25 protein-coding genes are annotated in these 25058 nt (G+C 61.2%); 11 read left to right on the top strand and 14 right to left on the bottom strand.

Annotated features, from left to right (window positions below):
- The first annotated feature begins 79 nt into the window (after positions 1-79).
- The 11 genes from manD (at position 80) to FY550_RS12565 (ending at position 12177) form a co-directional block, all read left to right on the top strand.
- A complete protein-coding gene (gene manD / locus FY550_RS12615; RefSeq protein WP_149054564.1) occupies positions 80-1291 on the top strand; it encodes a D-mannonate dehydratase ManD in 1212 nt (403 codons plus the stop codon).
- Positions 1292-1438: 147 nt separating this feature from the next.
- Positions 1439-2416, top strand: coding sequence for a TRAP transporter substrate-binding protein (locus FY550_RS12610; RefSeq protein WP_070978839.1), 978 nt, complete (start codon positions 1439-1441; stop codon positions 2414-2416).
- Positions 2417-2483: 67 nt separating this feature from the next.
- Positions 2484-3050, top strand: a complete 567-nt coding sequence (locus tag FY550_RS12605) for a TRAP transporter small permease (RefSeq protein WP_149054563.1) — start codon at positions 2484-2486, stop codon at positions 3048-3050.
- A gap of 3 nt (positions 3051-3053) precedes the next feature.
- A complete protein-coding gene (locus FY550_RS12600) occupies positions 3054-4340 on the top strand; it encodes a TRAP transporter large permease (protein WP_149054562.1) in 1287 nt (428 codons plus the stop codon).
- Positions 4341-4434: 94 nt separating this feature from the next.
- Entirely contained in the window at positions 4435-5958 is a 1524-nt protein-coding gene (locus FY550_RS12595) for a mannitol dehydrogenase family protein (protein WP_070978605.1), read from the top strand.
- Between the two features lie 3 nt (positions 5959-5961).
- Positions 5962-7146, top strand: coding sequence for a mannonate dehydratase (gene uxuA, locus FY550_RS12590; RefSeq protein ID WP_149054561.1), 1185 nt, complete (start codon positions 5962-5964; stop codon positions 7144-7146).
- Positions 7147-7248: 102 nt separating this feature from the next.
- Complete coding sequence (locus FY550_RS12585) at positions 7249-7824, top strand: NfeD family protein (protein WP_168169321.1); 576 nt, start codon at positions 7249-7251, stop codon at positions 7822-7824.
- 28 nt (positions 7825-7852) lie between these two features.
- The gene (locus tag FY550_RS12580; protein WP_407657369.1) at positions 7853-8599 is read left to right on the top strand and encodes a slipin family protein; all 747 of its coding nucleotides are present in this window, start codon (positions 7853-7855) and stop codon (positions 8597-8599) included.
- Positions 8600-8667: 68 nt separating this feature from the next.
- Entirely contained in the window at positions 8668-9300 is a 633-nt protein-coding gene (locus FY550_RS12575) for a YceI family protein (protein WP_070978609.1), read from the top strand.
- 412 nt (positions 9301-9712) lie between these two features.
- Positions 9713-11209: a SulP family inorganic anion transporter gene (locus tag FY550_RS12570; protein WP_070978611.1), complete on the top strand. Its 1497-nt coding sequence runs from the start codon at positions 9713-9715 to the stop codon at positions 11207-11209.
- A 104-nt stretch (positions 11210-11313) separates the two neighbouring features.
- On the top strand, positions 11314-12177 hold the full coding sequence (locus FY550_RS12565) for a universal stress protein (RefSeq protein WP_070978613.1): 864 nt from the start codon (positions 11314-11316) through the stop codon (positions 12175-12177).
- Between the two features lie 52 nt (positions 12178-12229).
- Here the strand turns inward: FY550_RS12565 and FY550_RS12560 are convergent, their stop codons facing one another.
- From FY550_RS12560 to FY550_RS12495, 14 genes are all read right to left on the bottom strand, one after another.
- On the bottom strand, positions 12230-12688 hold the full coding sequence (locus tag FY550_RS12560) for a YbjQ family protein (RefSeq protein ID WP_070978620.1): 459 nt from the start codon (positions 12686-12688) through the stop codon (positions 12230-12232).
- A gap of 94 nt (positions 12689-12782) precedes the next feature.
- Positions 12783-13451: a class I SAM-dependent methyltransferase gene (locus FY550_RS12555; RefSeq protein ID WP_139148700.1), complete on the bottom strand. Its 669-nt coding sequence runs from the start codon at positions 13449-13451 to the stop codon at positions 12783-12785.
- A gap of 33 nt (positions 13452-13484) precedes the next feature.
- Positions 13485-14222 carry a 3-oxoacyl-ACP reductase FabG gene (gene fabG, locus FY550_RS12550; protein WP_070978625.1) on the bottom strand — a complete coding sequence of 246 codons (738 nt, stop codon included), beginning with the start codon at positions 14220-14222 and terminating at the stop codon, positions 13485-13487.
- Positions 14222-14686 (bottom strand): ApeP family dehydratase, encoded by a 465-nt coding sequence (locus FY550_RS12545; RefSeq protein WP_070978627.1) that lies wholly within the window; start codon positions 14684-14686, stop codon positions 14222-14224. The genes fabG and FY550_RS12545 overlap by 1 nt, the downstream gene beginning before the upstream one ends.
- Positions 14683-15861: a beta-ketoacyl-ACP synthase gene (locus FY550_RS12540; RefSeq protein ID WP_070978629.1), complete on the bottom strand. Its 1179-nt coding sequence runs from the start codon at positions 15859-15861 to the stop codon at positions 14683-14685. Before FY550_RS12540 ends, FY550_RS12545 begins: the two co-directional genes overlap by 4 nt.
- Complete coding sequence (locus tag FY550_RS12535; protein WP_070978841.1) at positions 15858-16442, bottom strand: DUF3261 domain-containing protein; 585 nt, start codon at positions 16440-16442, stop codon at positions 15858-15860. Before FY550_RS12535 ends, FY550_RS12540 begins: the two co-directional genes overlap by 4 nt.
- Positions 16443-16447: 5 nt before the next feature.
- Positions 16448-17713 (bottom strand): NAD(P)/FAD-dependent oxidoreductase, encoded by a 1266-nt coding sequence (locus FY550_RS12530; protein WP_070978631.1) that lies wholly within the window; start codon positions 17711-17713, stop codon positions 16448-16450.
- Positions 17710-20073, bottom strand: coding sequence for an MMPL family transporter (locus FY550_RS12525; RefSeq protein ID WP_070978633.1), 2364 nt, complete (start codon positions 20071-20073; stop codon positions 17710-17712). Before FY550_RS12525 ends, FY550_RS12530 begins: the two co-directional genes overlap by 4 nt.
- On the bottom strand, positions 20070-20621 hold the full coding sequence (locus FY550_RS12520; protein ID WP_070978636.1) for a LolA family protein: 552 nt from the start codon (positions 20619-20621) through the stop codon (positions 20070-20072). The genes FY550_RS12525 and FY550_RS12520 overlap by 4 nt, the downstream gene beginning before the upstream one ends.
- Complete coding sequence (locus FY550_RS12515) at positions 20618-21067, bottom strand: acyl-CoA thioesterase (protein ID WP_070978638.1); 450 nt, start codon at positions 21065-21067, stop codon at positions 20618-20620. The genes FY550_RS12520 and FY550_RS12515 overlap by 4 nt, the downstream gene beginning before the upstream one ends.
- Entirely contained in the window at positions 21042-22001 is a 960-nt protein-coding gene (locus FY550_RS12510; protein WP_070978640.1) for a hypothetical protein, read from the bottom strand. Before FY550_RS12510 ends, FY550_RS12515 begins: the two co-directional genes overlap by 26 nt.
- Positions 21998-22765 (bottom strand): glycosyltransferase family 2 protein, encoded by a 768-nt coding sequence (locus FY550_RS12505; protein ID WP_070978642.1) that lies wholly within the window; start codon positions 22763-22765, stop codon positions 21998-22000. The genes FY550_RS12510 and FY550_RS12505 overlap by 4 nt, the downstream gene beginning before the upstream one ends.
- Positions 22762-24468: an AMP-binding protein gene (locus FY550_RS12500; protein ID WP_168201488.1), complete on the bottom strand. Its 1707-nt coding sequence runs from the start codon at positions 24466-24468 to the stop codon at positions 22762-22764. Before FY550_RS12500 ends, FY550_RS12505 begins: the two co-directional genes overlap by 4 nt.
- On the bottom strand, positions 24465-25052 hold the full coding sequence (locus FY550_RS12495; protein WP_070978644.1) for a COG4648 family protein: 588 nt from the start codon (positions 25050-25052) through the stop codon (positions 24465-24467). Before FY550_RS12495 ends, FY550_RS12500 begins: the two co-directional genes overlap by 4 nt.
- Positions 25053-25058 lie beyond the last annotated feature (6 nt).

The raw sequence follows: 25058 nt of genomic DNA, 5'->3' as shown, positions 1-25058 counted from the left end.
GACCAATGTCTATTTGGTATGCCAATTATGTCGTGGTTCATTGGCAACACTCGCCAACCCGAACACGATGGATACTGCCATGCGCATTACTCACGCTCGGATCATCGTCTGCTGCCCCGGGCGCAATCTGGTGACTCTGAAGCTCGAAACCGACCAGGGGTTGTACGGTATCGGCGATGCCACTCTCAACGGCCGTGAACAGGCGGTGGTGGCCTATCTCGAGGAGCACGTGGTGCCGGCGCTGATCGGACGTGATGCGCACAACATCGAGGACATCTGGCAGTTTCTCTATCGCGGCGCCTACTGGCGGCGCGGGCCGGTCACCATGAGTGCCATTGGCGCTGTCGACATGGCGCTGTGGGATCTCAAGGCCAAGGCGGCCGGCATGCCGCTCTATCAGCTGCTCGGCGGCAAGAGCCGCGATCGGATCATGGTTTATGGTCATGCGACCGGGCGGGACATCGATGGCTGTCTCGAGGAGGTTGAACGCCATGTCGAGGCTGGCTATCGAGCCGTCCGAGTGCAGTGCGGCATCCCCGGAATTGCTACGACCTACGGCGTGGCGAAGAGGGCTGGCGAGCGCTATGAGCCGGCCGATGCCGATCTGCCGGCCGAACATGTCTGGGATACGGCGAAATATCTCAACTTCGTGCCGAAGCTGTTCGAGGCGGTGCGTGAGCGTTTCGGTGACGGGCTGCATCTGCTGCATGACGTCCATCACCGCCTGACTCCGATCGAGGCGGCGCGCCTGGGCAAGCTCGCCGAGCCCTACCATCTGTTCTGGCTGGAGGACTGTGTACCGGCCGAAAACCAGAGCGCCTTCCGTCTGATCCGGCAGCACACTACCACGCCACTGGCTGTCGGAGAGGTGTTCAACTCGATTCATGACTGCCGTGAGCTGATCGAATCGCAATCGATCGACTACATTCGCGCCACCCTGACCCATGCCGGTGGCATCAGTCATGTGCGTCGTATCGCTCAGCTGGCCGAGCTCTATCACGTGCGTACCGGTTTTCACGGTCCCACCGATCTCTCTCCGGTCTGCATGGGGGCGGCACTGCACTTCGACAGCTGGGTGCCCAACTTCGGAATACAGGAGTACATGCCGCACAGCGAGGAGACCGAAGCGGTCTTCCCGCATGCCTATCGCTTCGAGGATGGGCATTTCACGCCTGGCGAGGTCCCCGGGCATGGGGTGGATATTGATGAGCAGCTTGCTGCGAAATTTCCCTATCGCCGGGCCAGCCTGCCGGTCAACCGACTCGAAGACGGCACGCTATGGCACTGGTAGATCCGAAGAGGGCAGCAACTCGTGATCGCTTGTACAGGATCAGGCCGAAGCGAAGGTTGCCGGGCGTGATATGGCTGCCAACAGACCCGTTGATGTCGATGGTTTTCAGCAATCCAACAGGAGCATGACATGTCCCTATCCCGATTCATGAGCAGGAAACTGGCTGTTGGCGCTCTGGCCGCTGCCACGCTGCTGGGGGCCGGCATGGCCCAGGCGGCGCCGGAGTACACGCTCAAGTTCGGCCATCTGGCCAGCGAGGATAATGTCTGGAACAAGGCGGCGATGAAGTTCAAATCGCTGGTCGAGAAGAATTCCGATGGCCGCATCGCGGTCAGGGTTTATCCCAACGAGCAGCTCGGCAGCGAAATGGAAGTCATCAACTCCATTCAGCTGGGCACCGCCGATATGACCATTACCGGCGAGAGTCTGCAGAACTGGGCGCCGCTGGCCGCCCTGATGGCTGTCCCGTATCTGTTCGATTCCAGTGAGCAGATGAGAAAGACCATCGAGGGCCCCATCGGTGAGCAGATCAAACAGCAGGTGGTCGACAAGACCGGGTTGCTACCGATTGCCTGGTTCGAGCGCGGCCCGCGCGAGCTGACCTCCAATCGGCCGATTCGCAAGCCCTCCGACCTCGATGGGCTCAAGCTGCGAGTGCCCAATGTGCCGCTGTTCGTCAAGACCTGGCAGGCACTCGGCGCCCGACCCACGCCGATGGCGTTCAGTGAAGTCTTCACCTCGCTGCAGCAGGGCACCATCGATGCCCAGGAGAATCCGCTGTCGCTGATCGAGAGTGCCAGCTTCGATGAAGTGCAGAAGTACGTGAACATGACCGACCACGTGCGCAGTTGGATCTATGTAGTGATCGGCCAGCAGAAGTTCAATCAGCTGCCCGAGGATCTGCAGAAGGTAGTGATGAATGCTGCCGATCAGATGCAAAGCTACGAGCATGAGCTTTTCGTCAAGGATCAGCAGCGTTTGAGGAAGACGCTCAAGGATCATGGCATGCAGTTCATCGAGGTAGACCAGCAGGCTTTTGCCGAGAAGGCGCGCCCGGCAGTGCGCAAGGCGCTCTCCGGGGAGCAGCTCAAGCTCTACGAAAAAATCCAGCAACAGCAGCAGTAAGTGCTGTACCGACGCCAACGGCGGTCCGCGTCGGGCCGTCGTCATATGATGAGGTCGAGTGGTCGAGATGACGGATACCCGACACAGCGTTGAATCCTTGCAGAACGATCCCGGCCAGGTCCCCGTGCTGGGGGGCTGGGCCGGTTACCTGATGCGCGGGCTGGATGGACTGTTTGCACTGCTTTCGGCGCTTTCGCTGCTGGGTATTGTGCTGGTCGTGGTATTGCAGATCGTGTCGCGACTGATGCTCCCGATTACGCTGGCCTGGACCGAAGAGCTGTCGCGCTATCTGTTCATCTGGATGGTGGCGCTGAGTGCCGGACTGATCCTGCGCCGACGCCGTCACGTGACCCTTGAGCTGTTTCATCATCGCCTGGGTCGACGTGGACAGGCGCTCTATCAGAGTCTGGTCTGTCTCCTGCTGGGGGGATTCTCGATCCTGGCGCTGCCGCCTGCCTGGAAGTTTGCCAGCATCGGTGCCTTCCAGACTTCTCCAACGCTGGGCATCCCGATGATCTGGATTTTTCTATCGATGACCGTGCTGCTGGCGCTGGTGCTGTTCTACAGCGTGATTGGTCTGCTTGAGGCAGTGCTGGCCATGCGCGGCGCGATCCGCGCCAACGGGGAGGCATAAGCCATGGAAGTGCTGGTGCTGTTCGCAGTATTCGGCGTGCTGCTGCTGATCGGTATCCCGATCGCCTTTGCGCTCGGGCTGGCATCGATGAGTTATCTGATGCTCGCCGGTATACCGCTGACCATCGTGCCGCAAAAGCTCTATGGCGGCATCGACTCCTTCGTGCTGCTATGCATTCCCGGTTTCGTGCTGGCCGGTAATCTGATGAATACCGGCAATATCACCGAGCAGATCATTCGCTTCTCCAACGCTTTGCTGGGCCATATCAGGGGCGGCCTCGGCTTTGCCAATGTAGGCGGCTCGATGATCTTCGGTGGTATTTCCGGTACCGCCGTGGCAGATGCCGCCAGCATTGGTTCGGTGATGATTCCGGGGATGGCACGCGCCGGTTACGACAAGCCCTTTGCCGCGGCAGTCACGGCAGCATCTTCCACTGTGGCGCCGATTATTCCGCCCAGCGTGCCGATGATCATCGTTGGCTCGCTCTCCGGCATTTCGGTGGGACGGATGTTTCTTGCCGGGGCCGTGCCCGGCATTCTGCTCGGGCTGGCGATGATGGTGACGGTCTACATTCTCGCCGTGCGCCGCAACTATCCGAAGGAAGAGCGAGCGTCACTGAAAACGCTGGTGCGTGAAGGCCGCAGCGCCTTCTGGGCCCTGCTGATGACCTTCATCATTCTGTACGGCATTATCGGGGGGCTGTTCACGCCCACCGAAGCCTCGGTGGTGGCCAGCCTCTATGCGCTGGTGGTGGGCATGTTCATCTACAAGGGACTGACGCTGCGTAACCTGCCGGGGCTGCTGGTAGAGACCGTACTGACTTCGGGCGCACTGCTGCTGTTGGTGGGGCTGGCCAACCTGTTTGGCTGGATACTGACCAGCGAACAGATTCCGCAGATGATTGCCGGTGGCATTCTTGGCATCAGCAACAATCCCTTCGTGGTCATCCTGATCCTCAACCTGATCCTGCTGGTAGTGGGCACCTTCATGGAGACCATCGCAGCCCTGATCATCCTCTTTCCGGCACTGCTGGCGGTGGCGACCGGCGTCGGCATGGACCCGGTGCATTTCGGCATCATGGCAGTGCTTAATCTGATGATCGGTCTGACCACGCCGCCGGTCGGGGTCTGTCTGTTTGTGGTTGCCGGCATCGGCAATCTGCAGACGACTCGAGTAGCGCGCGCCATCGTGCCGTTTCTGGTCTGCAATCTCTGTGTGCTGGGTCTGGTGTCCTACATTCCGGCGATATCACTGTGGTTGCCGAACCTGATCATGGGGTCGGCGTCCTGACGTGAACCGAACGGCCCGCCAATAGCGGATGCGAAGTCACCCTGCGCGGTCATGAGAAGAACGTATCGGCAAGCAGCGAACGGGGGCAGTGGTCATGCCGGAAGTTGAACATTTCGAGGCCGAAGCTGCGCCGGAGCGCATCGGTATCGTGCATCTGGGACTGGGCGCCTTTCACCGCGCCCACCAGGCGGTTTATCTACAGCACTGTCTGGAAGCCGGTCAGCGTGAATGGGGGCTCTGCAGTGTCAACCTGCGTGCCAATCACGCTCTGGTTACCGGTTTGCGCGCGCAGCAGGGCCGTTATCATGTAGCGGAATATCGTGACCGTGAACATGTGACGCTGCGCGAGATTACAGCGATTTGCGAAGCCCTGTTCACCGGACGTGGCGCCGGCGAGGTGGTGCCCGATGATTTGTCTGTTCTGCTGGAGCGATTGGAGGCACCCTCGACGCGGATTGTGACGCTGACCGTGACCGAAAAGGGCTACTGCCTGAGCCCGGCCAGCGGTCGTCTGAGGTTTGATGATCCCACCATTGCAGAGGATCTCGAAACACCCGAGCAGCCCCGCAGCGCGCCGGGATTGCTGGTAGAGGGATTGCGTCGGCGGCGCGCTGCCGGTGTCGTCCCGTTTGCCGTGCTCAGCTGCGACAACATGCCGAGCAACGGTCGGCGGGTACGAGCGGCCGTGATCGAGCTGGCGCAGCGACTGGATGAACAACGCGGTGATGATCTGGCCGATTGGATCGCCCGGGAGGTTGCCTTCCCTTCGAGCATGGTCGATCGCATCGTGCCGGCGATGGATGAACGGGCACATCGCGAGCTGGCCGGACTCGGCGTTGATGATCCGGCTGCAGTGACTTGTGAGGTCTACTCGCAATGGGTGATCGAGGACGACTTTCCCGCCGGGCGTCCGGACTGGGCAGCTTTTGGAGTTGAGATGGTCGCGGATGTTACGCCATTCGAGACCATGAAGCTGCGCATGCTCAATGGCAGTCATTCGCTGCTCGCTTACGTGGGCGTAATGGCGGGCTTCGAGACAGTCAGCGAGGCGGTGGCCGATCCGGCCATGGCGGCGTTGATTCACGGCTATATGCATGATGAAGCCGCCCCCACGCTGACACTGCCGGTCGGGGTCGATCCTGCCGCCTATGCCGAGCGCCTGCTTGTGCGTTTTTCCAATGACAGCCTCCACCACCGACTGCAGCAGATCGCCATGGATGGCTCTCAGAAGCTGCCACAGCGTTGGCTGCACGGTGCCCGATGCCAGCTGGCCGGTGAACGGCCACGGATTGCTGCGGTGGCGCTCGGTGTGGCGGCCTGGATTCGCTATACCGCCGGTCGTGATGGTCGTGGGGAACTCTTTGAGCCCAGTGACCCGCTGGTGGTTACGCTACAGGCGCGACATCGACAGTCGACCTCATTGGCATCGCTGGTCACTGCCATGCTGGGGATAACGGAAATCTTTCCCGTTGAGCTGGCGGATGATGCTCGCTTTTACGGGGCAGTATTGGAGGCGCTCGACAGGATCGATCGTTACGGAATGGCAGCGGCACTGCAATACCATGTCGAGCAGGAAGCTGACGCGTCAAAATCTGTCGAGCAGGGCAACAGGAGCTGAGTCATGGAACAGGCCTGGCGTTGGTTCGGACCCGAGGATCCGATTGCGTTAAGTGATATTCGGCAGGCCGGTGCCACTGGCATCGTGACTGCCCTGCATGAGTTTGCCCCGGGCGAAACGTGGCCGATCGAAGCGATCCGGGCGCGCCGCGAAATGATCGAGGCCGCCGGTCTGCGCTGGTCGGTGGTGGAGAGCATTCCGGTCAGTGAGGCGATCAAGCGCGGCGATGATCACAATGATGCGCGATCATCCGATCTAAAGGCCTGGTGTCAAACGCTGGAAAACCTGGCGGCGTGTGGTATCGATACTGTCTGCTACAACTTCATGCCGGTGCTGGACTGGACCCGAACAGCACTGGCCTGGCCACTGCCGGAGGGTGGTACGGCTCTGCGTTTCGATCGCACCGATTTTGCTGTCTTCGAGCTGTTCATTCTGAACCGCGAGGGTGCTGAACGAGAGTACGAACCCTGGCGGATCGATTCGGCGCGGCGTCGCCTTGAAGCGATGGACGAGACCGCTCGGCGCCAGTTGCTGGAGAACATCATTGCCGGCCTGCCGGGAGCCACCGAGCACTATACGGCGGCAAGCTTCGGTGACGTGCTGGCGGCCTGGCATGACATCAGTGAAATGGCACTGCGCGAACATCTGGCAAGTTTTCTGCGTCGCGTGGTACCAGTCGCCGAGCGGCTGGGCATGCGCCTGGCCATCCATCCCGACGATCCACCCCGATCACTGCTGGGGTTACCACGGATCGTGTCCACCGCGGCTGATCTGCGCCGCGTACTTGATGCCGCTCCCAGCCCGGCCAATGGCATTACCTTCTGTACCGGGTCGCTGGGGGTGCGCGCTGACAACGAGCTGGTCACCATGGCGCGCGAATTTGCACCCCACATTCATTTCTCCCACCTGCGTGCGACCCGGCGTGACGCGGATGATGCCGAAAGCTTCATGGAAGCGCCTCATCTCGAGGGGGACGTCGATATGGTCGGGGTGATCGGCGAGCTGGTGCGTGAGGAGCAGCGTCGCTCGCTCGAAGGCGGACGGCCGATTCCGATGCGTCCCGATCACGGTCATCAGTTGCTCGATGACCTGACCCGTGACAGCCGACCGGGCTATCCAATGATCGGTCGACTGCGCGGGCTGGCCGAGCTGCGTGGCGTGGAACAGGCCGTGGTACGGCTGATGTAGTCTGTAGAGTGCGTTTATTAATCTCCTGCCTCAGGAAAAAATCAGCCAATCCGGTTACGCTGGACCATGATGAAGAATCAATGGTTCCCTGGCAGATATCTCATGGTGCGTCTCATAACAGGCATGGCAGGCGTGTTCGCAGCGCTGGTGACTCTGCCGGTCATGGCGGCTGGTGCCGGGATGAGCGAGCGACATCCCGGTCTGGGGACGGGCCTGTTACTGGCGGGCCTGGCGCTGATCGTTATTGAAGCCCTGACGCCTACGATCGGTATCATTGGCACGCTGGGTCTCGTGGCCTTCGTAGCCGGGGCAATACTGCTTTACGATGCCGGATGGCTACCCGGCGGTGATTCGCTCTGGGGGCTGGCATTGCTGCTGCTGGCAGCCCTGATCATGGCGTCCTTTCTATGCTGGGTCGTCCTGCGCGCCATTCGCTTGCGACGACAGCAACCCCGGGGCGGTCAGGAAGCCGTGTTGCATGCCCATGCCGAGGCATTGACCCGCTTCGAGGCCGACGGCCATACGGGGTATCGGGGCCATGTACGACTACACGGTGAGCGCTGGCAGGCGCGTTCGGCGTCGCCCATCAGCGAAGGTGATGTCGTGCGAGTCACCGCACTCGAGGGGCTGACCGTCACCGTGGTACCGCTGGAGTCCGGTGAGGTCGCCGATTCCTGATTTCATCGCTGCACGCCTGGAGCTCGTGATGTACGCCTATCTCATTCCTCTTATCGTGATCATTGCCCTCGTAGCAGCTTCGGTGCGTATTCTGCCCGAGTACAAGCGCGGGGTGGTTTTCTTTCTGGGTCGCTTTCAGCAGGTCAAGGGGCCGGGATTACTGCTGATCATTCCGGTCATCCAGAAGATGGAAGTGGTTGATCTGCGTACCATTACGCTCGATGTGCCCGGTCAGGATGTCATTTCGCGCGATAATGTAACGGTGCGCGTCAACGCCGTGGTGTATTTCCGGGTGGTTGATCCGGAAAAGGCGATCATCCAGATCGAGAATTTCGGTATGGCCACCAGTCAGATCGCCCAGACCACGTTGCGCTCGGTGCTGGGCAAGCACGATCTTGATGAGATGCTGGCCGAGCGCGATCGACTCAACGATGATATCCAGGAAATTCTCGATGCCCAGACCGAGGCCTGGGGTATCAAGGTGGCCAATGTCGAAATCAAGCAGGTCGATATCGATGAGAATATGGTGCGCGCCATCGCGCGTCAGGCCGAGGCCGAGCGTGAGAGACGAGCCAAGGTCATTGCAGCCGATGGCGAACTGCAGGCGTCGCAGAAGCTGGTCGAGGCTGCCGATGTGCTGGGACAAAATCCTGCCGCCATTCAGTTGCGCTATCTGCAGACCATGAATGACATGAGCAGTCGTAATTCTTCGACCATCTTCTTTCCACTGCCGCTGGAGATCACGAAAATCTTCGAGCAGATGCGGGGCGAGTAGTGGGCTGACACAGAACCTGAAAAGCAACCATGAGCCGGTCGGTGCCGGTGAGATACTGGAGGAAGGGTATGAAGCGCAAGATCTCTGTGGTGGGCGCGAGCCTGGTGCTGAGTCTGGCCGGGGGGCAGGCGATGGCTGCGGATCAGCCCGAAACGGGCAGCATTACCGAAGTACCGGCAGGACATTACACGCTCGATCCGCTTCATTCGAAGATTACCTGGGGCGTCGATCACTACGGCTTCTCGCATTACGAGGGGCAGTTCGTCGATCTTTCCGGATCGTTGCAGCTGGCCGAGAAACCTTCGAAGAGCCAGGTCAGTGTGCAACTGCCACTGGCCGAGGTGTTGACTGGCAGTGCGCTCTCCGAGCACCTGCAGGGTGAAAAATTCTTCAATAGTGCCCAGTATCCAAAGGCCAGCTTCAAGTCTACCAGTATCGAGATGACCGGAGATGACTCGGCGAAGATCACCGGGGAACTGACCCTCAATGGCCAGACGCATCCGTTGACCATTGATGCCACCTTCAATCAGGCGGCTGTCTACCCCTTCGACAAGCAGTATCGACTGGGTTTTGATGGCACGGCGACGCTGAAACGCAGCGATTACGGTATTGACTATCTGATGCCCGAAAAGGGGCAGAAGGGGATCAGTGACGAAGTCAGACTCGATATCGAAGCCGAGTTCGTACCGCAGTCGAAGTAGTGCCAGACCCTTCAGGGCGGTCGGTGTGTCAACCACAGCGGCCGCCCGGGGTGCATCGTCAATGCAGTGATGCTAGACTGCGCGCCGATTCATTCAGCTTCGATTGATGATCATGATGCCCGTGACGACCCACTGGAGCCCGACTCCACCCTGAGCCAAAAGGCTACCGTTCTCCCTCGAATGGTGCGCTCTCCCGAGCGCGGTCGTCGTATCCGTCCGGCATCCCGATTTCCCTGCAGTGTAAAAAATGACTCATGACAGGGCCCGATAATGCTCGGGACGGCTGCCATGCGAACAAGCGTTCGGCGCGCACGTCAGCATGCCGGACCTGACCATCGGCCACCACGGGCCAATGGACAGCGCAATCGATTGCCACAACTTCTCGATAACCACCGGAGCAAGAGTAGACAGGATGATAGAGACACTCAGACGACACTGGTTTTCCAATGTGCGTGCCGACGTGCTGTCGGGATTGGTCGTGGCGCTGGCACTGATTCCGGAGGCGCTGGCCTTTTCGGTGATTGCCGGTGTTGATCCGGCGGTGGGGCTGTATGCCTCCTTTTCGATGGCGGTAGTGATTGCGATTGCCGGCGGGCGTCCGGCGATGATTTCCGCGGCTACCGGTGCGATGGCGCTGCTGATGGTCGGACTGGTGCGCGATCACGGGCTGCAGTATCTGCTGGCAGCCACCATCCTGACCGGTATCCTGCAGATACTCTGGGGCGTTTTACGTCTTGGCAACCTGATGCGCTTTGTCTCCCGTTCGGTGGTGACCGGGTTTGTCAATGCGCTGGCGATTCTGATCTTCATGGCGCAGATCCCCGAACTGACCGGTGAAAATGCACGTCCGGTCGTTTATGCCATCGCGCTCGGCGGGCTGGCGATCATTTATCTGTTCCCGCGGGTACCGAAAATCGGCAGGATCATTCCATCGCCCATGGTATGCATCATCGTGATGACCGCCGTCTCGATGATCATGGGGCTCAATGTCCATCAGGTGGGAGACATGGGCGAGCTGCCGGATAGCCTGCCGATCTTTCTCTTGCCCGATATTCCCTGGAATTTCGAGACTCTGCAAATCATCTTCCCGACCGCGCTGACCCTCTCGGTAGTGGGCCTGCTGGAGTCGATGATGACCGCGACCATTGTTGATGATCTGACCGATACCGGCAGTGACAAGAATCGCGAATGTCGCGGTCAGGGGATTGCCAACATCGCGACCGGTTTTCTCGGTGGCATGGCGGGGTGCGGCATGATCGGCCAGACCGTGATCAATGTGAAGTCGGGCGGCCGGACCCGGCTGTCGACCATGGTGGCGGGTATCGGGGTGCTGGTATTCGTGGTCTTTCTGGGGCCCTGGGTGGCTCAGATCCCCATGGCCGCGCTGGCGGCGGTAATGATCATGGTGTCCATCGGTACCTTCGACTGGACTTCGATTCGCGATATTCCTAAAAAGCCGCTGACGACCAATATCGTGATGCTGGCCACCGTGGCCGTGGTCGTGGCGACTCATAATCTGGCGCTGGGGGTACTGGTAGGCGTGCTGCTGGCCTCGCTGTTTTTCGCCAACAAGATCGGTCGCATCCTGCACATCGACAGTGCGCTGAGCGAAGAGGATTCGCAGCAGCGTATCTATCGCATTTCAGGCCAGGTGTTCTTCGCGTCAAGTACCCGGTTTGCCGATGCCTTTGATCTCAAGGAGGATATTGATCGCGTACGCATTGATGTCAGTCAGGCCCACTTCTGGGACATCACGGCCGTCGAAATTCTTGACCGGATCGTGATGAAGTTCCGCCGTGAAGGGACCGAAGTCGAGGTGATCGGGCTTAACGAAGCCAGTCAGACCATGGTCGATCGTTTCGGCGTTCACGACAAGACCGATGGCATCATTGAGCCGGGCGGTCACTGAACCGGCCCGCTACTGCCCTCGTGCGGGTGCCGCTTGCAGGACACCCGTATTGACCATTCCGGCGCCGTCCCCGGGCGGCGATCGGTAACGATAGAGAGCAAGTCATGACCGCATCCATTATCGCCTGTTTCGACGATGCCACCCAGGTCGACAGCGCCATCGGCGATTACGCTGCATGGGCGGCCCGCCGGCTCGCCGCGCCACTGTGTCTGCTCCACGTCATCGAGCATTCCAACAGCGGTGTATCGCAGGATCTTTCCGGCCAGATCGGACTGGGCTCACGCGAACAACTGCTCGACAGTCTGACTGAAGCAGATGCTCGTCAGGCCCGCCAGGCTCGCCAGGACGGACGTGCCATGCTGCAGGCGCTGAGCGAGCGATTGGCAGACAGTGCCAGTGACATTTCCACGCTTCAGCGTCACGGCGAGCTCGAAGCGACCCTGACTGAGCTGTGCCGCGACAACATGCTGCTGGTCGTAGGACGCTGCGGACATCGGCATGAGCTCGGGGAAGGGCGAACCCCGGTAGGTGAGCACCTGGAATCACTGGCGCATACGGTCAAGTCACCGCTACTGATTGCTCCCGCTGACTATCGGACACCACAACGTGCCATGATTGCCTTTGATGGCAGTGCTCGGGCGCTACGACAGGTGAGCGCGCTGATCGAGCAGGGCTGGCTGACCGGGCTGGAGTGCCACGTCGTGCTGGTGGGGGACACAAGCACCGAGACTGGTCCCGATGCCGCTGTCCGACAGCTTGAGGAAGCCGGGATTACGGCACGTGCCGTGACCCTTGAGGGTGAGGCGCGTGAGCAGCTGCCCGCCTATGCCCGGGAGCAGGGCATCGACTTTACCGCCATGGGGGCCTATGGGCACTCCTCGCTGCGTCGCTGGTTGAGTGGCAGCACCACCCACCATCTGCTCGAACGCATGCCCGGTGCGCTGTTGCTGATGCGCTCCCGGGGCTAGCCGGTTTGCCTGCCGGAGCTCTCCAGCTCTGGCAGGCCTTCTGCATGCCGCTTTACTGCTTGTCGATGGTCACCAGATCGCCCTTGAAGGCCACCTCGGTAATGACATTGCCGGCATGGCATTCGTAGCGATTGTCGCTGGGATTGGCGCGCTGGTCGTAGTAGCTGACGATATTGACGACGGCATTGGCGCCGACTTCGCGCGCCCGCTTCTGTAGATCAAGCAGTGATTCCAGTGCGGCCTGCCGACAGGCTTCCTCGTCGGACTTGAGCACCGAACTGACCTTGTGCGTCGCAAAGTAGCCGCCCCGACGGGTTTTGATATCAGGGTGCAACTGATCGGCGAAGAAGAGCTGAATCGAGGGGTCCAGTTGCTGTTGGGCTTCGGGCTGAGAGAAGACATTGGCCAGCGGTTGCATCAGAAAATCGTTACGGGCCTGGGCGTCGGTGGCCAGTCCCAGTGACAGAAGCGCACCCAACAGGGTGGCGGTCAGAATTGCTCTTGGCGTCATGAATGCTCCTCCAGGGCGAAAACGACAGCGTTCGGGGCGCCTAATGTAGCGCTCGGAGCTGCTCAGGCAAAGTCTGCAGTCCAAAACAAAAGGGCTATGAAGGTGGCCGTATGGCAGCAGCCTGCGCGGTCGTCAGGGATGCGGTGATCGAGGCGCTTGTCCCGGTCATGGCGGGCGGCTTGCGCCATGCCTGAAAGGTATGGCGATTGCGTGCCAGCGCCATCATTTCATGTGTGGCCAGACCGGGAATATTGATCCGCACCATGTTGGAAAGAGCGGCCATGGCATCCGGTGCATAGCTGTTGTGGGGTGCCTTGTCGTTCCAGCCGATCAGTAACATCCCGTTTGCACGCAGGGTGCTGACGCAGCCGGCCAGTGCCTGTTCGATCTCCTCGCGTTCATCGAGCCCCCAGCCGATCACGCCGTTGCAGATCACGGTATCGAGTGTCTCGTGCTCGAAATGAGCGGTGACATGGGCCATTGAGTCGGTGATGTGGCGCTGTGCGCCAAAGCAGGCCTTGGCGGCATCAATATCCATGGTGGTGACCGAGCAGCCATTGAAATAGCGTGGATAATGACGCGTGTACCAGTCGCAGCCGACCATCAGCAGGCGGTGAGGGGCTTCATTACGAGCGATGGCCGGCAGGATGGTGCCTTCCAGCAGGCGTCGGTCACGATAGTGATAACGCAGCCAGCGTCCCTGATGGTCCAGCCGATTGATGGCATCGGCCATGTATTGGTAAAGCACTTCACGTCGACTCACGCTCATCTCCCGTTCGATCCCTGATCGGGGTGATCAGTACAAGCCGCCATTGACCGCGATCACCTGGCGGGTGATATAGGAAGCATCGTCGGAACAGAGAAAGCTCACGGTACCGGCGACTTCATCGGCCTGGCCGGGGCGCTGCATGGGCACGGTTTGTTTGATGCTCTCCCGATCGATAGCGGCTGTCATGTCACTCTCGATCCAGCCCGGTGCCACGCAGTTGACGGTAATGTTGCGTTTGGCCAACTCTACTGACAGTGCCCTGGTGGCCGCGATCAGTCCACCCTTGGCAGCGCTGTAGTTGACCTGGCCACGGTTGCCGAGTTCCCCGGCCGCCGAGGAGAGGGTGATGATGCGCCCACCCCGGCGTCGCTGAATCATGGCCATGATCATCGGGCGCAGGACGTTATAAAAACCATCCAGATTGACATCCATCACCCGATCCCACTGCTCATCGCTCATGCCTGGCAGGGGGGCATCACTGTGGTAACCGGCACTGAGCACAACCCCATGGCAGGCACCATATTCGGCGATATCGGCCTCGATAGCCGCGCGCGCGGCACTGCGATCGGCGAGATCGAAGCACATCAGGCGCGCCTGCCGACCCAGCCCCCGGATTTCTTCAGCCACGCCTTCTGCTGCTTCACGGCTACTGTGATAGTGCACGGCAATATCGAAGCCATCCCGGGCCAGACGCAGAGCGATGGCGCGGCCAATACCACGTCCGGCTCCGGTTACCAGAATACAGCGGTGGTCGTCATCGCTCATCAAGGCTCCTGTGATGCGTTGGTCGCCGGCTGCCCGGCATCGGGCTGATAGATTCGGAAAACACCCTCGGCGCACAGCTGATCGGCCACTGTCAGCTTACCGTGAAAGCTGCGCAGGCCATTGGCGCCGCTAAACTCGAGTTCAACTATCACCATGACCGGCTCATCAAAGATGAAGTAATCACGCGTGGTCTCGAAATGCCGACTGCTGATCAGCATGCCGGGAGCGGGTTCGCTGACCCTGCTTTCATTCGAGGCATTCAGTGTTGCCCAGGCAGCCACCGCCTGCGCCATCCATTCCAACCCGACATGAGCGCCGACCCCTGCCTCACTGGCGAAGGGATCCTGCTTCGTGGGCGTGATAACCGCTTCGATGTGATGACTGTCGCAGGCCAGTACGGTATCAAGCAGGCACATGCGTCCGGCATGGGGTACCAGCGTCTCGATGTCAGGCCATGGAGTCATGAGGCCTCCAGCAGCAGGGCGACATTGTTGCCTCCGAAGGCGAAGGCGTTCGACAGGGCGTGTCGGATGGGACGCTTCGGATGTGCGGACTCGATCAGTGGCAACGCCGGTAGTGTCGGATCCGGGACGCCATCGTAGGCATGCAGGGGCAGATGCTGATGAGTCAGTGCCAGCCAGCAGAAGGCGGCTTCCAGAGCTCCAGCCGCGCCCAGAGTATGGCCGGTCAGCGCCTTTGTCGAACTGCTGGGCGGGCGATGAGTTCCGAAAAGTCGGGCAATGGCTCGTGCTTCCATGGCATCGTTCTGTTCGGTGGCGGTACCGTGCAGGTTGAGATAATCGACCGAACCGGGTGGCAGCTCGGCCATGGTCAGCGCCTGTTCCATGGCCGCGAAAGCCCCGTTGCCGGTGGGCTCGGGAGCCGAAATATGATGCGCATCGGAGCTTTCTCCGACGCCGGCGAGCTGAATGCCGCCGGGGGCCGCGGTGACGATGAACAGCGCTGCTGCCTCTCCGATATTGATACCGCGTCGATTGGCAGAGAACGGCTGGCAGGGGGCATCGCTGATGGCGCCCAGAGAATCGAAACCGTTGACGGTCAGGCCGCAGAGGGTATCGGCGCCACCGGCGATAACAGCATCGACTCGCCCCGTACGCAGCATTCGACGAGCCGCTCCCAGTGCCCGGGCTCCCGAGCTGCAGGCGGTCGACAGGGTCCAGGCCGGTCCCTTTATGCCGAGATATTCGGCGATAAAACGGGCCGGGGCACCGATTTCCTGACGGGCATAACGGTAGTCGTCATCGAACGGCTCGCCGGGTCCGGTGCGTGCAATGGCCCGTTCGGTTTCCAGCACACCGGAAGTGCTGGTCCCCATGATGACCCCGATGCGCTCCGGTGCGACCTGCCGAAGGGTCTCCTGCAGGGTGGTTCCCAATTGCTCAAGTGCATGAGTGATCAGCTGATTATTGCGACTGATATGATCTGCAGGCCAGGTCGAGGTATCAGGAAGAGACGCGTCGATGGCCCCGATGGGCACCCGGCGGCCGGGAGTATAGCGATCGCTCGACTGTAATCCGCGCTGACCTCGGCCCAGTGCGTCGAGGACTCCGGGATGATCACTGCCAATGCTGCAGATCAGGCCGGGTGCGGAGAGGCGACAGGGAAAATGCTGGCTCATGGGATTTCCTGCCGGTCTTCCGGCGTGTCGGACAGGGGCGTAATGGTCAGGCGGTAGTCACCGCTGTAATCGGTCAGCACATCATGGGAGGGCCAGCGATCAACACGAACGATCAACCGATGGTTGTGTTCGATGCGTCGAATGGTGCCCCGGCCATTGGGGCGCTCGCTGACCTGCCAGTGGCTGCCGGCGAAGGCGTGCTGCAGGCTGTCGAGTGGCCACAACCCCCACTCCAGTCGCTGGGCCAGCCAGATGGCCGGAAACGGCGGGTCCGCCGGCATCAGGGTCTGGGTGTAGCGGGCGCCCTGATCATCATGCACCAGCGTCAGCAGACGCTGCCCGGTGGGCGTGGTGACCACGACGCGCAGGCCATCGGAAGCGCGTCGAATGGCGGCAATCAGGGTTTTTGCCTGCTCGGGATGAGCGAAGGGCACGAATTCGATGCGCTTTACGAGAGTCCGTGAAGGCTTGTGAGCATGCAGATCCGGCGAGGGGGAGAGGGGCGGGCCGACACAGCCACCAAGCCACAGGGTCAGCAGCACGATGACGAGGCGATACAGTGTCAAACGGGCATTGGGCATATCGGTCATCCACATAGTTGTGCCAGCGTATCGAGACGTCGCCCGGGAGCCTGCACGAAGGGGTTGCGCTCATCCCAGGCATAGCCGGCCAGCACGGCACAGATCATGCGACGCAGATAACCGGGTGGATCGGGGTGGAAGATGATCGTGGGCAGCCGGCCGTCATACCAGGCATCGACAAAGGCGCGAAAGGTTTCCAGACCCTTGCGCAGAGGCCGTTCATACGCGTCATCCCAGTCAACCGGCTCGCCGCTGAGCTGGCGATCGACCAGCGGCGCGGCCAGCATGGCCGAGCGAATGGCCACGGTGACGCCCGATGAAAAGATCGGGTCGAGAAATTCACCGGCATTGCCCAGCAGAACATATCCGGGGCCACTGAGACGAACCGCATCACTGCTGTAGCCCCCGAGCGAGCCCGTGGGACGCAACTGTGCAGGCTGGCCGAGCAGCGTGCGCAGTTCCGGGAAGTGATCGATCAGTGCGTTCAGACGGCTGTCGTCGTCAGGGCCGAAGCTCGCCAGCCGCTCGGGGGTGCCGACAAACCCCAGCGATGCCTTGCCATCGCGTAGCGGGATCAGCCAGTACCAGAGCGCCGGTGTGCTGGGGTGCATGCCAATCAGGATACGTTGGCGTTCCAGCCCTGGCACGTGTTCAGGCAGTGCGACATGAGTGAAAAGAGCGCGGCGCTCTGCCAGCCGGGGTGGGCGGGCGGTACCCAGCTGGCGGGTCAGCACCCGAGCGAATCCACTGGCATCCAGCACCAGACGTGCCTGCAATCGGCTGCCATCATCCAGCGTCAGCTCAGGGCGCTGGTCATCGGCCGTGAAACCGGTCACGCGGATACCAAAGCGCACCTGGGCGCCACGTGCCTGCGCAGCTTCGATCAGACGCGTATCGAAGTCGGCGCGCTCGACCTGGAAGGCGTCGCCCGGTCGAGGAGGGGCTTCATCCCAGGCATTGTCCGGGAAGAGAATATCCCGTTCCTCCTCACCACAGCGAAAGCGGGCGCCATTCTTGTACTGATAGTCCCCGGCTCGCACCGTTTCGCCGAGCCCGGCCTGATCAAGATCGACCAGGCACTGGGGCAGCAGGCTCTCGCCGATGGAAAAACGTGGGAAGTGTGATGCCTCGATGACACTCACCTGCCAGCCGGCATCACGCAAGCGGCAGGCAGCCACAGCACCGGCCGGGCCTGCACCGATAATGGCGATATCCGTGGTGGCCAGTGGCGCAGTGGACGTTTGCCGCAAGGCAGCGGAGGCATCGGTCATGGGTGTTCCCGTGTTTGGCGATGAACTTGTGCAGGTTGCACCAGCGCGGTCAGCAACCACACGGCACTCAGACCGATCAGAGCGGTCAGACCGATGTAATGCAATACCGGGGTGGCGCTGAAAGCCAGCAGTCCGAAGGTCAGCAGACTCGACACGGTCGACAGTGTGATGGCCAGCCAGACGTGACGGTCGCCGGGATGCTCGGCACTGAAGATACCGGCATCCAGCCCGATACCCAATACCAGCAATAGCGCAAGCTGATGGAAAAGATTGAGTGGTACACCTGTCAGGGCATAACCGCTCAGTACGATCAGAATCGCCCCGGCGGCTGGCGTAATGACCCGCCAGGTGCGTCCACGGTAGCGCACTGCCAGAATCGCGACCAGTACGACCAGCGCCATGGCGACCCAGATGGCAATCTGCTGGCGCAGTTCCCCAAGCACGCGGGAGAGTCGACCCACCCGATCAACAAATCTGACGCCGGCATGGTGAGTGGCCAGCTGATTGATCTCTGCCCGAGCAGTGGCATCGAAGCGGCCGCTGAATACCACCATCCCGGCTACCGTCTTGCCGGGGGTGCCGGAGGCGGTCGTCCCGGGATTGATCTCCCCCAGCCAGAGTCGCTGGTCGCTGTGTCCCAGCGGACTGTTCAGCCAGTCGTCGATCTCCAGCAGGGGCGGATTCTGCAGGTGCTGGCGGGCACGCTGTTCGAGAGTTCGAGGTAATCCGGCGCGTTCATAGAGCGTGGGTAACGTCGTGTGATAGAGCTGTCGAACCTGCGCGAGATTATGTTGCTGACGCGCATGAGAGGGCACGGCCGAAGCGAGACTGTCGAAATCGCCCAGATGGCCATTGTCGACCAGACGCCTGAGGGTAGGTGTCAGCGATTCAACCCGCTCCAGCCACTGCTGCTGATCGGCAGCAGTGACCAGCAGATAGAGTGTGCCGGTATCGCGACCGAGCAACTGCTGGATCTGGCGCTCCTGATCCAGCATGGCTGAAGAGGAGGTGTCCAGCAGACGCAGGCTGTCGTTGGTGCGTGTAAAGCTCACGCAGAGGAGCAGCATGACCAGGGCCAGTCCCAGAGCCGAGCGCCAGCCCAGCAAACCTCGCCAACGGCTCATCAGACGCCAGAGTGTATCGATGATCCGATCGGTAAAGGGTGAGCGGCCGATGGGGATGCCCGGCAGCCAGAGCACCACGGTCAGCCAGGCACCGATCAGGCCGCAGGTGGCGAAAAAGGCCATCTGACGCAGGCCCGGCATGGGTGTGAAGGCCTGTACGCCATAGGCCAGCGCGCTGGAGATGAGGCTCAACAGCAATCCTGCCAGCATGGGCCTCAGCCGGAAGCGGTCCCGCAGCGCTACCCGAGCGCTTTGCAGATGCAGTGCGTAATCAATGGCGACCCCCATCAGGCTGGTGCCGAACGCCAGGGTCAGCAGGTGAATACCACCGAACAGGAAGAGCGTGAGCGTCAGCGCCAGCACCCCACCAGTGATCAGCGGCAGCAGCAGGGTCAGCAAAGTCAGGGGAGATCGGAAGACCAGCAGCAGCATGACGACCAGTCCGATCAGCGCGCCCAGACCGAAAGTGGAAATTTCGTGTTTGGCCTGACGGGCGCCAGCAGCGGCGTGGAAGACCAGTCCCGAGCGCAGCAGGGTCACCTCGGGATGCGCCTGTCCAAAATTCTGCAGGGCCGAGGTCAGCCGCGTTTGCAGATCAGGCGCGTAGGGGCTGCCGGTCAGTTGACCGGTCACGACGGCGGCTCTGCCGCCATCGGTTTTTACCGTAATCAGACCCTGATCTGTATGAATATGGGTCGGTAACTGTGTTCCGAGCCAGGCGTCCAGCAGGCCGAAAGGATCGCGGACCGGGTCGCGATCAATTCCGGTGGGCATCACCAGGCTGCCAAGCGCACGTTGCAGCAGAGCCTCGTGTTGTCCACTGTCAAGCTGCTGTTGCAGTTTCGGCGTCAGTAGCCGGTAGCGTTGTGCCCCCAGGAGATTGACGGGGTCTCCCTGCCTGAAATCATCCGGGCGCCAGCGCAGACCCGTGACGACACCGCTGTGTCCGAGCTGCCGGGTCAGGGCGCGAGTCATTTGCCTGAGTTGTTGGACGTTCTCGCCGGATGTTTGAAGCAGCAGTACAAAGCGATCCTGAAACTGATCGCCCAACCGGGCGTTGGCCTGCTCGATCAGAGGACTCTGTCGATCCTCGGGTAGCAGTGCCGTCACCCGGTTATCGAAACGGGTCCCGTGGAGGATCATGAGCGTGCTGGCGATTACGCAGCCCAGCAGAATTGCACTCCACAGCGTGGCCAGCCAGCGCCTGCGAGGCGTGAAATGGCCTGAGGCCTTCATTGCGGGGTAGCACCGTTCGGATGCAGCGTAATATCCAGGCGGTCACCATTGTGCATCGCCATGCGCACATGGCGCATATGGCGATCGCCGGAGAGGTCGAGATGATCGAGATAGCGGCGGAGCGTGTCACTGCGTGGGGTCAGATGTGCCTGCCAGTCTCCGGGTGAGCCGGTAATATCGATCTCGAAGCGGCTACGCAATGCGTTCAGATCGCCCTGCAATACCTGCAGGATCAGTCGGGCGACGCCAGCCGGATCATCCCTGAACATCTCCCCTCCCTGTTCGATACCCTGACGATCAAGAACGAGGTCCTGGTCGACCGGGGCGAGCAGGTGCCAGCGGACTCGCTCGCCCTGTTCAAAGGCGTAGCGACCATGACCCTTGATGGCAGTATCAAGATCAGCCAGATAACGCTGCTGATCGAAAGTGCCGCTGACATTACCCTGGCTCGACAGCTGTTGCTCCAGGGTATCCAGCGTCATGGCCCGGGCCAGCCCCGGCAAAATCAGAAGCAGCGCCACTGTGCAAAGAAACCGGGCATATGTCATGAGAGCTGATCTCCGGCAGTGGGGGTATCGAGCCAGGCGGCGAGCCGATCATGCAGTATGTCGGGTGTGTTCATGCAGAGCCGGCCGGAGGCCATTTCCACGGCGGCCTGATCGGTATGGCCACGGGTCAATCGAGTGCCGGATTCGGCATCGAGTACGGTATAGCGGATGCGTAGCCGATGAGCCCACTCCACCAGTTCGGCACGGGCAATCAGGCGTTGATTGAAGCGGGCCGGATAGGCATAGCGGATGCGCAGATCGATGACCGGCCATTCGTGACCAAAGGCCCGCATGGTGTCGACGTTGTAGTCGAGCCGATCGAGCAGCGCGTTGCGTGCTGCCTCGAAATAACGCACGTAATGACCGTGCCAGACGATCGACATCATGTCGACGTCACCGAATGCCACCTGCACCTCGACTTCAGCGCTGATCGGTACCTGAGTCATGGGATGGGGAATTCCAGAACGGATAGAAGTTGAACCACTGTAGCGGATAGCGACTGCAGTAGTATTCCAGGCGCCGTACGAAGCACTCCATGTGTTGGGCAAGCCAGGCATCGCGCATGTTGCGGGCGACGCCACGGCTATCGCCGAGCGCCTCGAAATGTACGCGGTACCCCCCCGCGTCACGCGCGCAGAGCAATAGATAAATCGGACAGCGCAGCAGCAACGCGAGGCGAAAGGCACCTTCCGGAAAGGGCGCTGGTGCGCCGAGGAAATCGAGCGTGCGAGCCCGCTGGCCGCCACTGAGGGGTTCACGATCAGCGGCGATGACCACAAAGCCGCCTTCATCGAGTCGGCTTCGCAGTCTTTGGGCCGTTTCCGGATTGATATCACTGACCTCGATGACATCGACACGCTCGCCGCGGTCGGCACTGTCCAACAGTGCATTGAAGCGCTGAGCGTGATGGGTATGCATCAAAAGGCTCAGGCGCAGATCGGGCCGCTGGCGTGACAGCGCCTGACAGATTTCGTGATTGCCGAGATGCGAGACGAGAATCAACCCGCCGCGCCCCGACTCGATGGCATCGCTCAGGGTAGCGCGATCCGGTAAGTGCACATGCTCGGCATCGATGCGGCCATGCAGGGCGCGAACCTTGTCGAGCATGGTCATGCCGAAACTGATGAAGTGACGCAGCGTGGCCAGCGGGCCCAGGCGCAATTGCGGGAAAGTATGCTGCAGGTGGCGGCGGTATTCCCGGGAGGCACGTCGCGCCAGAGGACGCCGCAGCCAGAAGTAGGCGGCGACCGGAACCAGCATGGCCCGAAAGGCCCATTCACCAAGGTAGCGATCAATGGCGAGCATGACGCGCATACCGGTGACCGTGCCGGATTCTTCAACACGTGACCAGTGGGTATCGTGACCGTTGAATGAGGTCATTGAGCTCGCCTTCTGAGCAGAGGAAACAGCCGCCTGAGCATGCCCAGGGTCAGCCGTAGATGCATGCGTGCCATCAGCAGGTTGTCACGCACCAGGCGAAAGTGCGAAATGCCATCGCGCGGATAGGAAACCCTTACCGGCAGGTTGACCAGCCGGCCACCCTGCCAGTACCAGCGCACCAGCACTTCCGAGTCGAACTCCATGCGATTGCCACAGGTGTGTCGGTGCAGCAGGGCATTGGTCATCCCGAGGGGGTAGAGTCGTACACCGCACATGGTATCGCGCAGGGCAGTGGAGAGCGTATTGCACCACACCCAGACATGAGTGATGTAGCGACTGTAATAGCGGTGCCGGGGAACGCTGTGATCGTAGCAGGCATAGCCGATGGCGAGCAGCTCTGGATCGCGTCGCGCAGCCTCGATAAAAGCGGGCAGATCATCAATGCAGTGTTGGCCGTCGGCATCGACCTGAAGGGCGTGTGTGAACCCCTCTCGCTCGGCAAAGGCCAGACCGGCGCGCACCGCTGCGCCCTTGCCGCCATTGCGTGGGAGCGTCAGCAGCCGATATCCATCACGTTCGGCCAGCTCGGCCAGTACCCCGGCGCAGCGGGCATGGCTGCCATCATCGACCAGTACGATCGGCAGCCCGAGTGAGGTGAGGGCCTCACAGGTTGGGCCAATGGCACTCTCGTGGTTGTAGACCGGAATCAGCACGCAGGCGATGATGCTGTCGTCACCGGCAGTCGAGGAGCAGAAATGCTTCATGAGTGGTTATCCATCTGCTCGCGTGACAGTGTCAGCCGTCCCGTGGCGTGACAGCCACGAGGCGAACCGAGATGAAAATCGACCCGCTCACCGCGTAGTGTCAGATCCAGGATTACCCGCTCGCCGGGCAGCAACAGCAGAGGGAACTTCACTCGCTCGAAGCGTCGCCAGGGCCCTTGTGTAGTGAAGGCTTCCCGGCAGTAGGTGACGACCCAGTCAAGTTGCGCGACACCGGGGACGATCGGCTGGCCGGGAAAGTGACCTTCGAGCTGCAATAGCCGCTCAGGGACCTCGAGTGTTATCTGGCAGTGATCGGGACTGTCGAAGCGGGTGCCCAGCCAGCGAACCCGGCGCCGGTCATCAAGATCGGCAAACAGTCGCGTGATGGTAGACCTTGTGAGCTTGCCCTGGGCATTGACCGGCCATTCGGGCACAAAACGCCAGAAACGAGGCAGGGCGGTGGTTTCGAAGGCCTCCCCCAGGCGGTTGCGCAAATCGGTGATCAGTGCACGCCGCGAGTCATGATCCACGGGCTGTTCGGTCGTTTCGGTCTCGACGATGGCCCCCACCCGACCGCCGGCATGCTCGATCACCAGACAGTGGGCACGCCTGACACCCGGCAGGGCTTCAAGGTGCTGGCCCATCGAGACCAGTGACACCCGCTTGCCACCGATCTTGGCGATGCGATCGGCGCGCCCCAGCAGATGAAAGCCGCCCTGGCCGTCCGGGGCGACACGATCGGCATGACAGTACCAGTGCCCGGGCTCGTCGAGCCGAGGGGAGCGCAGCCATAACAGGCCGTCACGATAATCGGTATCCACATCTGCCAGCGCTTGCCAGCCACTGCGCTCGGCCTGGCGGCGAACGGCGATGCCGCCGGTTTCGGAACTGCCATAAAGCTCGGTAACGGGGGCGGCCAGCAGTCGTTCTGCAGTGGCTGCGGCATCTGCCGAGAGCGGCGCTCCGGAGCTGAAGACATCATGCGGATGACGGCTCAGCCGTAGTGACTCCGGCAATCGGGAGAGCTGTGCCGGGGAACTGATCAGTGCGCTGACACTCAGATTGTCCAGCAGGCGACTGACGCTTTCCGGCCACAGCGCAGGCTCGAGCCCAAAAGGTCGATTCTCGCAGAGCGAGCGCAACAGTGCAGAGGTCAAGCCGTAGATGTGCTGGTGACTGACCTGGCTGATGATGCAGCCCGATTCGAACGGCCGGCAGCGATAGAGGGCTTCAACCTCGCTGTCGAGCTGAGCGAAGCGCTTGGCCAGCGGTGCTGGCTCTCCGGTCGAGCCCGAGGTGAACAGCACCACCGCCGTGGCGTCGGCCCTCAGCTCTCCCCATTCGGGCAGCATCTCCTCGGCTTTCGGCAATGGAGATAAAGACAAGGCGGGTGTCAGCCAGGGAATCTGTCGCTGTGCCAGCGCCTGTCGGGTATCAGGACGATCATCACCGGGCAGCCACACACGGTGACCCAGATGCCACAGGGCCAGCAGGGTGACCACGAACTGCCATGGGTCGGGGTCAAACAGGGCGACATCCGCAGGGCACGAGGCGAGTGAGCGCAGTTGCTGCTGTCGATGAGCCAGTGCCAGCCGCAACTGACGGTAATCACGGCTTTCACCCGTCGTACAGGCTACCGGCGTGTCATCGCTGCGGTGGCGCCACGGCGCGCTGGTCAAGCTGGTTGGTTTCGGGGAGGTCATGAAACCACCTTCGACGTGTCGGTGGCCTGATGGGCATGACGGCGACGAACCCGGCGACGGACACACCATTCACCCATCATCAGGACACCGGTCAGCAGATAGCTGATCCCGCCATTGTACTGGAGCCAGATATCGCGTGAGCCCCACAGGCCGGTCATCAGCGCCATCAGGGTGTTGAAGACGAAAAATCCGCACCACAGGGCAGTGACCCGACGGGTATAACGGACCCCCGAGGCGGGTAGCTCCGGCTCGCTGCGCCGTGCAATGCGTTCGATCAGGGGCATGCTGCCGGGACGCAGCGAGGCCGCGAAAAGCCCAGCCAGCCCCAGATTGATAAGTACCGGCCAGGCCCGCATGCCTGTTTCGGCATGGCCGAACAGGACCAGTAGCGTCACGATCGTTGCCATGCTCAGATAGCGCCATCGATGCGAGCCGGTGATCGCCTGCCATATCAGAAGGATCAGACCCAGTAAGACCACGGGCAGTGGACCGGTCGTCGGCAGGATCAGCCACCAGGTCATGGGCATGACCAGACCGATCACCAGCGCAGGTAATGTTGTCGAGCGAAAGCGCCAGCGGGGCATGTGACA

This window comes from Kushneria phosphatilytica (genome assembly GCF_008247605.1).
In the GTDB taxonomy this organism is placed as follows: Bacteria; Pseudomonadota; Gammaproteobacteria; order Pseudomonadales; family Halomonadaceae; genus Kushneria; species Kushneria phosphatilytica.
Note: the sequence above shows the minus strand (reverse complement) of the source record. Positions and strands in the feature narration are given on the sequence as shown.